Source organism: Paenarthrobacter sp. TRD_SC_7 (assembly GCF_056156245.1).
Window position 1 is genome coordinate 4,099,098 of sequence record NZ_CM149587.1, and the last position, 11,788, is coordinate 4,110,885.

General features: G+C 59.0%; 4 protein-coding genes and 3 rRNA genes. 1 reads left to right on the forward strand and 6 read right to left on the reverse strand.

All coding sequences use genetic code 11. From position 1 onward, the window contains the following. Positions 1–15 precede the first annotated feature (15 nt). The gene (locus AC0J5Z_RS19515) at positions 16–1,038 is read left to right on the forward strand and encodes a LacI family DNA-binding transcriptional regulator (protein WP_475035665.1); all 1,023 of its coding nucleotides are present in this window, start codon (positions 16–18) and stop codon (positions 1,036–1,038) included. Between the two features lie 8 nt (positions 1,039–1,046). Here the strand turns inward: AC0J5Z_RS19515 and AC0J5Z_RS19520 are convergent, their stop codons facing one another. The 6 genes from AC0J5Z_RS19520 to AC0J5Z_RS19545 all read right to left on the reverse strand — a co-directional run bounded on the left by AC0J5Z_RS19520 (position 1,047) and on the right by AC0J5Z_RS19545 (position 11,788). Beyond that, positions 1,047–1,568 (reverse strand): GNAT family N-acetyltransferase, encoded by a 522-nt coding sequence (locus tag AC0J5Z_RS19520; protein ID WP_475035666.1) that lies wholly within the window; start codon positions 1,566–1,568, stop codon positions 1,047–1,049. Next, positions 1,561–2,055 (reverse strand): SRPBCC domain-containing protein, encoded by a 495-nt coding sequence (locus tag AC0J5Z_RS19525; protein ID WP_475035667.1) that lies wholly within the window; start codon positions 2,053–2,055, stop codon positions 1,561–1,563. The genes AC0J5Z_RS19520 and AC0J5Z_RS19525 overlap by 8 nt, the downstream gene beginning before the upstream one ends. 103 nt (positions 2,056–2,158) lie before the next feature. Then, positions 2,159–2,275: ribosomal RNA gene (rrf, locus tag AC0J5Z_RS19530) — 5S ribosomal RNA — on the reverse strand. A gap of 141 nt (positions 2,276–2,416) precedes the next feature. Then, a 23S ribosomal RNA gene (locus AC0J5Z_RS19535) occupies positions 2,417–5,572 on the reverse strand. A gap of 522 nt (positions 5,573–6,094) precedes the next feature. Then, a 16S ribosomal RNA gene (locus tag AC0J5Z_RS19540) occupies positions 6,095–7,617 on the reverse strand. Together the 16S, 23S and 5S rRNA genes form the textbook arrangement of a ribosomal RNA operon. Before the next feature lie 490 nt (positions 7,618–8,107). Continuing rightward, a complete protein-coding gene (locus AC0J5Z_RS19545; RefSeq protein WP_475035668.1) occupies positions 8,108–11,788 on the reverse strand; it encodes a 1,4-alpha-glucan branching enzyme in 3,681 nt (1,226 codons plus the stop codon).

Consider the following 11,788-nt stretch of genomic DNA (forward strand, 5'->3'; position numbering starts at 1 on the left):
TCCCCGAGGAGCAGCATGACCGGCATCAAGGACGTAGCCGAGCGAGCAGGGCTGTCCGTTGCCACGGTCTCACGGGCGCTGAGCGGGAAGGGCAACGTCTCCCCCACAAGCCGGGAACGTGCCCGCGCTGCAGCTGCCGAACTGGGATTCGTGCTGTCCTACCATGCATCGAGCCTGGCTTCGGGCCGTACGCACAACGTCGGGTTGGTAGTGCCCTCGGTCCACCGTTGGTTCTTTTCAGCGGTGATCGAGGGCGCCTCAGCTGCCTTGCTTGAGGCCGGTTACGACCTCACCCTCTACAACATCGGCGAGAACCCGGCGCATCGTCAGAGCGTTTTCAACGACTTCCTGCTCCGCAAACGTGTGGACGCGGTCATAGCTGTCTCCTTGGAGCTCAGTGAAGACGAGATCCAGCAACTTCTTACAGTCCACAGGCCGATTGTCGGCATCGGTGGCCCTCTGCCCGGAGCCTCCACCATCAGGATCGATGACACCGCGATCGCGCTGAAGGCCACCAACCACCTTCTTGGCCTGGGCCACGCCAAGATCGCCCACATCACCGGTCACGAAGCCTACGACCAAGACTTCCACCTGCCCGGAACCCGCCGCAGCGGTTTTGAGAAAGCAATGAACGACGCCGGCTGCCCGGTTAGGCCCGAGTGGATCGTTTCCGCGGACTTCACCATAGAAGGCGCATACGCGGCAGCGCGGCAACTGCTGGCAAGCGCACCGGAGCGTCCCACAGCCGTTTTCGCAGCGTCAGACGAGATGGCCATAGGCACCATCCTCGCCGCGCGGGACTTCGGCCTGCGCATCCCCGACGACCTCTCGGTCATGGGCATCGACGGGCATGACCTGGGCAACGTCCTGGGCCTGACCACCATCGACCAGGATGCCAAAGGCCAAGGTGCGCTGGCGGTTCAAACACTGCTGGGCGCAATCAATAACGGCTTGGTCCTGGAGCCTGCAGACACCGAGCACCCCACCAAGCTCGTGGTGCGAACAAGTACCGCTGTGCCGAGGTCCGGCGCCTCCTAGGGTGCTTCCTACGGCAGCCGGCGCTCCATCACGAGTTCCAGCTTTGACGCGTCCTGCGGATACGGCCGGCTGGCCCCCGTAGTCTCGAATCCATGGCGCCGGTAGAACGCAAGCGCCCTGGAGTTGTCCTCATGCACCCCGAGCTCGATGTGCTCGGCCGCGAGTTCTTCCGCCGCGGCTTTGCACGCCTCCTTCAGGAGTTCGTCGGCCAAGCCCAGCCCGCGGTGTTCCGGTGCGACATACACGCTGATGAGCATCGCCTGCAGCGGCTTCTCCGGATTCTGAGGGTGTTTGACCACCACCCGCATCAGGCCGCAGAATCCGCTGCCGTCTTCGCCTGAATCAGCAACCAGGGTGATACTGGCATCCCCGGACATTGCGGCAGCACGCTCCTGCCACTGCGTATCTGTTTGTCGGCGCGCAGCATCCAGGCTCTCCACGTAGGCCATGGGCGTATCTGTGAGCATCTCCAAGCGGACGGCCCTCAACAATGGCCAATCGTTGGCGTGGAGCCGGCGGATCCTAGGCAACTGCTCCGCCCATGAACCTCACATAGCGCTCCAGGACGCGTGGCCAGCCTTCGGCGTACGACGCACGGGAGGCGGCAGGGTCCTCGGCGCCCTCCCAACCATCGTGGACCAGGCGCACTTCAGTGCCCTCGTCAACAGCCCGGAAAGCTACACGGATCTCGGTGGACCACAGAGGCGTACTGGCCGGATACCAGCTGGCATGGAAAGACAGCGGGGGTTGCCAATCGTCTATGGTTCCCCATACAGACGTACGACCGTCCTCGGCCGTCTCCAGGATCAGGTTCTCTTCGAACTCAACATGCGATCCCGCGCCGAACACACTCTCCTGTTCCAGCGGCCACCATAGGTGCGGATGATCCGTGAATCCTTGGAAGGCATGCGAGACGTTCGTGGGTACCACGACGGTGATAATGAGGGGCTCCAAGCCATCACTGTCCTGCTGGGACGGCTCGGGCTCCGGTTGGGGGTGGCTGAAGAGGTTTTCCATGACCACCAACTCTACCGGTGGCAAAAGGCACACAGTTGGGTTTTACATGACTGTTAAATGCGGGGAGCCCCGACCTTCAGGGTCGGGGCTCTTCTCAAATTATGTCCGGCGGTGTCCTACTCTCCCACACCCTCCCGGGTGCAGTACCATCGGCGCTGTGGGTCTTAGCTTCCGGGTTCGGAATGGGACCGGGCGTTTCCCCCACGCTATGACCGCCGTAACTCTGTTACCCGTCCAGCAGGGTTCGGGCCCTGGTGGTGGGAAATCTGTTGGTTACAACTGTGGTGTTGTTATGTAGTTGTTTGGTTCCTGGAACGGTTGTTGTTCGGGAACCACATAGTGGACGCGTGCAGTGTGTTGTGTGGTGTAAGTTGTTGGCCTATTAGTACCGGTCAGCTTCACGAGTCGTTAGTCCTCGCTTCCACATCCGGCCTATCAACCCAGTGGTCTGGCTGGGGGCCTCTCACACATGATGTGTATGGAAATCTCATCTTGAAGCGAGCTTCCCGCTTAGATGCTTTCAGCGGTTATCCCATCCGAACGTAGCTAATCAGCGATGCACTTGGCAGTACAACTGACACACCAGAGGTTCGTCCGTCCCGGTCCTCTCGTACTAAGGACAGCCCTTCTCAAATTTCCTGCGCGCGCAGCGGATAGGGACCGAACTGTCTCACGACGTTCTAAACCCAGCTCGCGTACCGCTTTAATGGGCGAACAGCCCAACCCTTGGGACCTACTCCAGCCCCAGGATGCGACGAGCCGACATCGAGGTGCCAAACCATGCCGTCGATATGGACTCTTGGGCAAGATCAGCCTGTTATCCCCGAGGTACCTTTTATCCGTTGAGCGACGGCCATTCCACAATGTACCGCCGGATCACTAGTCCCGACTTTCGTCCCTGCTTGAGATGTCTCTCTCACAGTCAAGCTCCCTTGTGCACTTACACTCGACACCTGATTGCCAACCAGGCTGAGGGAACCTTTGGGCGCCTCCGTTACTTTTTAGGAGGCAACCGCCCCAGTTAAACTACCCATCAGGCACTGTCCCTGACCCGGATCACGGGCCGAAGTTAGATGTCCAAAGTGACCAGAGTGGTATTTCAACGATGACTCCACCCGAACTGGCGTCCGGGTTTCAACGTCTCCCACCTATCCTACACAAGCCACTCCGAACACCAATACCAAACTATAGTAAAGGTCTCGGGGTCTTTCCGTCCTGCTGCGCGTAACGAGCATCTTTACTCGTACTGCAATTTCGCCGAGTTTATGGTTGAGACAGCGGGGAAGTCGTTACTCCATTCGTGCAGGTCGGAACTTACCCGACAAGGAATTTCGCTACCTTAGGATGGTTATAGTTACCACCGCCGTTTACTGGGGCTTAAATTCTCAGCTTCGCCCGCAAGGGGCTAACCGGTCCTCTTAACCTTCCAGCACCGGGCAGGAGTCAGTCCGTATACATCGTCTTGCGACTTCGCACGGACCTGTGTTTTTAGTAAACAGTCGCTTCCCCCTGGTCTCTGCGGCCCACACCCGCTCACGGAGAGCAAGTCTCCATCACGGGGCAGGCCCCCCTTCTCCCGAAGTTACGGGGGCATTTTGCCGAGTTCCTTAACCATAATTCTCTCGATCGCCTTGGTATTCTCTACCTGATCACCTGTGTCGGTTTGGGGTACGGGCGGCTAAAACCTCGCGTCGATGCTTTTCTTGGCAGCATAGGATCACCGGATCCCCCCGAACGGGGGTCCCATCAGATCTCAGGACCGTGATTGAACACACAGGAACGGATTTGCCTATCCCTGACCCTACATCCTTAGACCGGGGCAACCATCGCCCGGCCCGGCTACCTTCCTGCGTCACACCTGTTAATACGCTTACCTCCCGGGATCAGGTCCCGCGCTCGGCCAAAACCCACACACCACAAGGGTGGGCGGGCAGGCTCCGGGCGGTTAGTATCCCCCGCTTGGCATGGGCGGTTTTTCGCCGGTACGGGAATATCAACCCGTTGTCCATCGACTACGCCTGTCGGCCTCGCCTTAGGTCCCGACTTACCCAGGGCAGATTAGCTTGACCCTGGAACCCTTGATCATTCGGCGGACGGGTTTCTCACCCGTCTTTCGCTACTCATGCCTGCATTCTCACTCGTGTAGGCTCCACCGCTGGTTTCCACCGCGACTTCACTGCCCACACGACGCTCCCCTACCACTCCACACCCCTGAACCACGAAGGCTAGGGCATTATGTGAAATCCACAACTTCGGCGGTGTACTTGAGCCCCGCTACATTGTCGGCGCGGAATCACTTGACCAGTGAGCTATTACGCACTCTTTCAAGGATGGCTGCTTCTAAGCCAACCTCCTGGTTGTCTTCGCAACTCCACATCCTTTCCCACTTAGCACACGCTTAGGGGCCTTAGTTGGTGGTCTGGGCTGTTTCCCTCTCGACTATGAAGCTTATCCCCCACAGTCTCACTGCTGCGCTCTGACTTACCGGCATTCGGAGTTTGGCTGACGTCAGTAACCTTGTAGGGCCCATCGGCCATCCAGTAGCTCTACCTCCGGCAAGAAACACGCAACGCTGCACCTAAATGCATTTCGGGGAGAACCAGCTATCACGGAGTTTGATTGGCCTTTCACCCCTACCCACAGCTCATCCCCTCCATTTTCAACTGAAGTGGGTTCGGTCCTCCACGACGTCTTACCGTCGCTTCAACCTGGCCATGGGTAGATCACTCCGCTTCGGGTCTAGATCACGCCACTACACTCGCCCTATTCAGACTCGCTTTCGCTACGGCTACCCCACACGGGTTAACCTCGCGACGTAACACTAACTCGCAGGCTCATTCTTCAAAAGGCACGCCGTCACAACTACTATGCGATCACTCGCGGTTGCTCCGACGGATTGTAAGCACACGGTTTCAGGTACTGTTTCACTCCCCTCCCGGGGTACTTTTCACCTTTCCCTCACGGTACTGGTCCGCTATCGGTCATTAGGAAGTATTTAGGCTTATCAGGTGGTCCTGACAGATTCGCACGGGATTTCTCGGGCCCCGTGCTACTTGGGATACTCCCCAGGCCGTGCACAACATTACGGTTACGGGGCTCACACCCTCTCTGGCCGGCCTTTCAAGACCGTTCACCTATGCCTGCACCTCACCTCACTGGTCCGGCAGAACCAGAACGGAAAGTCCCACAACCCCGCCCATGCAACGCCCGCCGGCTATCACACATGGAAACGGTTTAGCCTGATCCGCGTTCGCTCGCCACTACTAACGGAATCACTATTGTTTTCTCTTCCTGCGGGTACTGAGATGTTTCACTTCCCCGCGTTCCCCCCACGCACCCTATGTGTTCAGATGCGGGTCACACAATCACTTTTGACAGCGTTGTGCGGGGTTTCCCCATTCGGACATCCTGGGATCAACGCTCGGTTATCAACTCCCCCAGGCTTATCGCAGATTCCTACGTCCTTCTTCGGCTCCTAATGCCAAGGCATCCACCGTGTGCCCTTAAAAACTTGACCACACAAAGATCAAAAACTTACTCGAGAGAACCATGCGCCACGTAGGCCCAAGGTTCATTCATAAGAAATTGCTGTAAGAACACACACAAGTGTGTGTTCTAGATGCTCGCGTCCACTATGTAGTTCTCAAACAACAACCCCGTCAACCAGACCACCACCACCCCGCAAAAGCGGACAGATGGCAAGTACCGGAAGCAGGAACAAAAGAAACACCAGAAGTGCCCCCCTGCATTGCTGCAAAAAGGTCCTGTTGCCTCAGGACCCAACAGTGCGCCAAACACAACCCCCACAACCGCACGCCCCGGCAGCTTTCCTGACAACACCACACCCCCAAAAAGGGACACAGATGCTGCCGTACTGACACCAGGACACAACCGGTAAAGGCCATGCCAAACAAGTTTGATTCGTTGATATTCCACCCATGAGCACCCACCGCAGAACAGACGCCTGCGCAATGGGCAACACTGACAACCCGTCATTCACCCATGCAGGCAAACAACACAGCTGTTAGCAGCTCCTTAGAAAGGAGGTGATCCAGCCGCACCTTCCGGTACGGCTACCTTGTTACGACTTAGTCCCAATCGCCGGTCCCACCTTCGACGGCTCCCCCCACAAGGGTTAGGCCACCGGCTTCGGGTGTTACCAACTTTCGTGACTTGACGGGCGGTGTGTACAAGGCCCGGGAACGTATTCACCGCAGCGTTGCTGATCTGCGATTACTAGCGACTCCGACTTCATGGGGTCGAGTTGCAGACCCCAATCCGAACTGAGACCGGCTTTTTGGGATTAGCTCCACCTCACAGTATCGCAACCCTTTGTACCGGCCATTGTAGCATGCGTGAAGCCCAAGACATAAGGGGCATGATGATTTGACGTCGTCCCCACCTTCCTCCGAGTTGACCCCGGCAGTCTCCTATGAGTCCCCGCCATCACGCGCTGGCAACATAGAACGAGGGTTGCGCTCGTTGCGGGACTTAACCCAACATCTCACGACACGAGCTGACGACAACCATGCACCACCTGTAAACCGACCGCAAGCGGGGCACCTGTTTCCAGGTCTTTCCGGTTCATGTCAAGCCTTGGTAAGGTTCTTCGCGTTGCATCGAATTAATCCGCATGCTCCGCCGCTTGTGCGGGCCCCCGTCAATTCCTTTGAGTTTTAGCCTTGCGGCCGTACTCCCCAGGCGGGGCACTTAATGCGTTAGCTACGGCGCGGAAAACGTGGAATGTCCCCCACACCTAGTGCCCAACGTTTACGGCATGGACTACCAGGGTATCTAATCCTGTTCGCTCCCCATGCTTTCGCTCCTCAGCGTCAGTTACAGCCCAGAGACCTGCCTTCGCCATCGGTGTTCCTCCTGATATCTGCGCATTTCACCGCTACACCAGGAATTCCAGTCTCCCCTACTGCACTCTAGTCTGCCCGTACCCACTGCAGAACCGGAGTTGAGCCCCGGTCTTTCACAGCAGACGCGACAAACCGCCTACGAGCTCTTTACGCCCAATAATTCCGGATAACGCTTGCGCCCTACGTATTACCGCGGCTGCTGGCACGTAGTTAGCCGGCGCTTCTTCTGCAGGTACCGTCACCTTGCGGCTTCTTCCCTACTGAAAGAGGTTTACAACCCGAAGGCCGTCATCCCTCACGCGGCGTCGCTGCATCAGGCTTTCGCCCATTGTGCAATATTCCCCACTGCTGCCTCCCGTAGGAGTCTGGGCCGTGTCTCAGTCCCAGTGTGGCCGGTCACCCTCTCAGGCCGGCTACCCGTCGTCGCCTTGGTAGGCCATTACCCCACCAACAAGCTGATAGGCCGCGAGTCCATCCAAAACCACAAAAGCTTTCCACCACCATGACATGCGCCAGATGGTCGTATCCGGTATTAGACCCAGTTTCCCAGGCTTATCCCAGAGTCAAGGGCAGGTTACTCACGTGTTACTCACCCGTTCGCCACTAATCCCCCAGCAAGCTGGGATCATCGTTCGACTTGCATGTGTTAAGCACGCCGCCAGCGTTCATCCTGAGCCAGGATCAAACTCTCCGTTGAAGTAAAACAAAACCAAACAGACACAACCACACCCACCGGAAATAACGGCAAACACGGCTGCACAAAATTCGAAACCAGCTGAAAACCAGACCACCACACACGGGGGTGCGCAGGGTCCAGCCATAATTTCAACCAATTGAAAAACAATCGGTATCAACAAACTTGGCACACTATTGAGTTCTCAAACAACAGACACTACCGGCACCACCAAAACCCCCAACAGGGTCCCAGGATCGCTCCGGAGCAACTTTTCAAACTTACCGGCTAGCTCCCTCCGAGTCAAATCGGCAAGCGTGACGTGATTTTTCCTTGCGGTTTCTTGTCAGCTTGCGATCTCTACTCGTGGAGCAGCGCGGGTACTAACTATACCCCTACTTCCCCGGGATGGCAAAACCCTGCAGCGACACGGCTCCTCAAACGAGCAAGATCCCCGGAAACAAAGGGAAGAGGGCCCGGAAGCCATGGCTTCCGGGCCCTCTTCCCTAAGGAATTACTCTGCCGGCGCGAACCATGAGGCACCAAGCGGAGGTAGCGTGACGGTCAACGCTGCAGGCTGGCCGTCAGTCCCGGGAGTCGAAGCCTTCAACGATCCTGCGTTGACAACCCCCGAGCCGCCATATGTTTCGGAGTCGGTGTTCAGCACTTCTGTCCACTCCCCTGCTGCCGGCACGCCCAGGACGTAGTCCTTGTGAGGACCACCCGAGAAGTTCACTGCGCAGACCAACGGCTTGCCATCGTGATCCCAACGGATGAAGGTCAGAACGTTGTGATCCGCGTCTGCACCGTTGATCCACTGAAAACCGCCGGCTTCGTTGTCCCGCTGGTAAAGGGCCGGCGTCGCCTTGTATAGCTCATTAAGATCCTTGACCAGCAGCTGCAGTCCGCGGTGCGCAGGAATGTCTGCAAGGAACCAATCGAGTCCGTACTGCTCGGACCACTCTGCTTCCTGGCCGAACTCCGTACCCATGAAGATGAGCTGCTTGCCCGGATGCGCCCACTGGTAAGCGAAGAAGGCACGCAGGTTCGCCAGCTGCTGCCAGCGATCACCGGGCATCTTGCGCAGCATGGAGCCCTTGCCGTGAACTACCTCGTCGTGGCTAATGGGCAGCAGGAAGTTCTCGGTGAAGGCATAGACCATGGAGAACGTGATGGTGCCGTGGTGCCACTTGCGGTTGATGGGGTCCTCGGAAATGTACTTGAGCGAATCATGCATCCAGCCCATGTTCCATTTGAGCCCGAAGCCCAGCCCGCCGTGGTTGGTGGGCGCCGTGACACCCGGGAATGCCGTGGATTCCTCGGCGATGATGATGGCGCCGGGGTGCGACTTGTAGACGGTGGCATTGACTTCCTGCATAAAGGAAATGGCTTCGAGGTTCTCGCGCCCACCGAACTTGTTGGGCCGCCACTGTCCTTCCTCACGGGAGTAGTCCAGGTAGATCATGGAGGCCACGGCATCCACCCGCAGGCCATCAATGTGGAATTCCTCCAGCCAGTACAGCGCATTGGCCACCAGGAAGTTCCGGACTTCGCTGCGTCCGAAGTCGAAGATCAGTGTTCCCCAGTCCGGGTGTTCACCCAGCGCGGGATCGGAGTGCTCATACAGAGCCTGGCCGTCGAATTGCGCTAAGGCCCAGGAATCCTTGGGGAAGTGTGCAGGGACCCAGTCGAGAAGGACGCCGATGCCGGCCTGGTGGAGCGAATCCACCAGGAACCGGAACTCGTCCGGGTGTCCGAACCGTGAGGTCGGCGCGAAGTAGGACGTCACCTGGTAGCCCCACGAACCACCAAAGGGGTGCTCCGCAACCGGCATGAACTCAACGTGGGAGAACCCAAGCCACTTCACGTATTCCACGAGTTCTTTGGCGAGTTCCTTGTAGCCAAGGCCCAGCCGCCAAGAGCCCAAGTGGACCTCGTAGACGCTCATGGGCGAGTTGTGCGGGTCCTTCTGGGCGCGGGCATTCATCCAGTCCGCGTCCTTGAACCGGTAGCTGGCGTCCACCACGCGTGAGGCAGTCAGCGGCGGAACCTCGGTTCCGAACGCCAAGGGGTCGGCTTTCTCTACCCAGTGACCGGCCTTGGTCAGGATCTCGTATTTGTAGCACGCCCCTGCTACAACGCCCGGGATGAAGAGCTCCCAGACACCGGAGGAACCCAGCGAACGCATTCCGTGGGAACGGCCATCCCACCCATTGAAGTCACCCTTCACGCGGACGGCTTGGGCGTTCGGGGCCCAGACGGCGAAGGAGACTCCGTCCACCTCGCTCAATACAGAGCGGTAGTGCTGGACGTGCGCACCCAAGACATCCCAGAGACGCTCGTGGCGACCTTCACCGATCAGGTGCAGGTCCACCTCACCCACGGTAGGCAGGTAGTGGTACGGGTCATCGATGGTGACGGGTTCGGCGTCGTAGACCACTTCCAAACGGTAGTCAGGCACGTGGCCGGCCTGCAGCGGTTCCAGGACCGCAGTCCAGACGCCGTGGGCCTCATGCGTCATTTCGGTGCGGCCGGCTTCGGTCACTACAGCCACGGACTTTGCGAGGTGCTTCACTGTACGGACAGTGACGTGGCCATGATCGTCCAAGTGTGCGCCAAGCACTGAGTGCGGCGCGTGGTAAGCGCCGGTAGCTACGCGTTCCAAGGTCTCGGAGTCCACGTGCAGGGGAACTCGGGGCCGTTCGGTGCGTGCAGAGCCAGTCATGTCATTACCTTCCGCTGTAGCTGCCGCATGCTTGCCGCGGCTTGTGTTGTCGAGGATTCGTCGCGATGCGTTTACCGGAATCGACAGCCAGTCGGGCCGGTTCCGCAACTCGTAAACAACCTCGTATAAGGCCTTGTCCAGCCACAATGCCACAAAGAGCGGCGAGCGGCGGTCTATGGTTCCCGGGGTGACTTCGCTGTAACCCTCAAGGAACGCGGCAGCGCAGTCATCCACCCAGGTTTCAGGCACCTTGACGGCCGCTTTTTCGTTTTCGCGCGTGGCGGCACCGGCTGCGTAGTCGAATGAACGCAGCATGCCCGTGACGTCCCGCAGGGGCAAATCGGGAGTATTGCGTTCATCGATGGTCCGGAGCGGCTCGCCTTCAAAGTCGAGGATGGCCCATCGTCCCGGCTGCCCTTCAGCGCCGGGAACCAAAAGGATCTGTCCCAGATGGAGGTCGCCGTGGACGCGCTGCAACTGGCCAACGTCACGGGGATCCAGGGCCGCGAGCAGCTCATCCAGGTTGTCGTCATAGGGCCCGACGGCGGAGGCGGCTTCCGCCCACGATCCACGGACCCGCCGGGCCACCGACGCGATGATGTCCGGGCCCTGTTCCTGTCCGTCCTGGGTACCGAACGTTTCTGCGAGCCTGGCGTGAACCGTGGCAGTGGCAGCCCCGAGCCCGCGGGCTTCTGCCGTGAAATCTCTGCCGGCTGCTGCGGCCTCTACTGCCAGGCGCCAGGCATCCAGACCTCCGACGAGGAATTCGTGGGCGACAGTCAGCTCGCCCGTGGCCGCTATGGAACCGTTCGACGCCGGCCCATCCCACGAGCCGGTAATCCATCCGAGCGTCGCGGGAACCTCACTGGTCCCGGCTGCCGTCAGGGCGGCACCAAGTTCCACTTCGGGATTCTTGCCGTCGGCAAGCACACGGAAGATTTTGACGATCGCTGCGGAGTCGCCGTCGTCAATAATGACGGACGTGTTGGACTGTTCCCCGGACAGGACTTTTACGGAGGTAGGACTTTTCGGGAGGGCGACGCGGCCACTCGTGAGGTGCCCCTGGGCACCACCCGCCTTCCCTTCAGCAGTCACAGTTCCTTCACTGCGCATAAGTTCCAGCCAAGCAGTGGCAAAATCCGCATCGTAGACGGCGTCGTACACCAGACGCAGCCCCAATTCAGGATCCGTAAACTCCCCCAGCAAGGCTGTGGGCGCGTCCGCCAGCGGCTGGCTCCGGTAGCTCAACGGGACCTGGACGACGTCCGTCCGCGGACCGCCGTCGGCCGTTCGGTGAGTCACCGCCAACAACACAATTTCCAGCCCGGCCTCTCCGCCGGTATCCGGGAGTCGGAAGCCACCCACCTGCTCCAGCGCAAAGTCGGGGCTCTTGACCGGGAACCAGCGCTTGCCTGGAAGCCAGTTCCGGAGAAGTCCTTCAATGGAGGGGTTCAAGTTTTCCTTGCTCAT

What these genes read in the sequence shown, in the direction of transcription:
- AC0J5Z_RS19545 (WP_475035668.1), bottom strand. Translation starts at nt 11,788, where the DNA reads ATGAGCAAGGAAAACTTGAACCCCTCCATTGAAGGACTTCTCCGGAAC.
- AC0J5Z_RS19525 (WP_475035667.1), bottom strand. Translation starts at nt 2,055, where the DNA reads ATGGAAAACCTCTTCAGCCACCCCCAACCGGAGCCCGAGCCGTCCCAG.
- AC0J5Z_RS19515 (WP_475035665.1), top strand. Translation starts at nt 16, where the DNA reads ATGACCGGCATCAAGGACGTAGCCGAGCGAGCAGGGCTGTCCGTTGCC.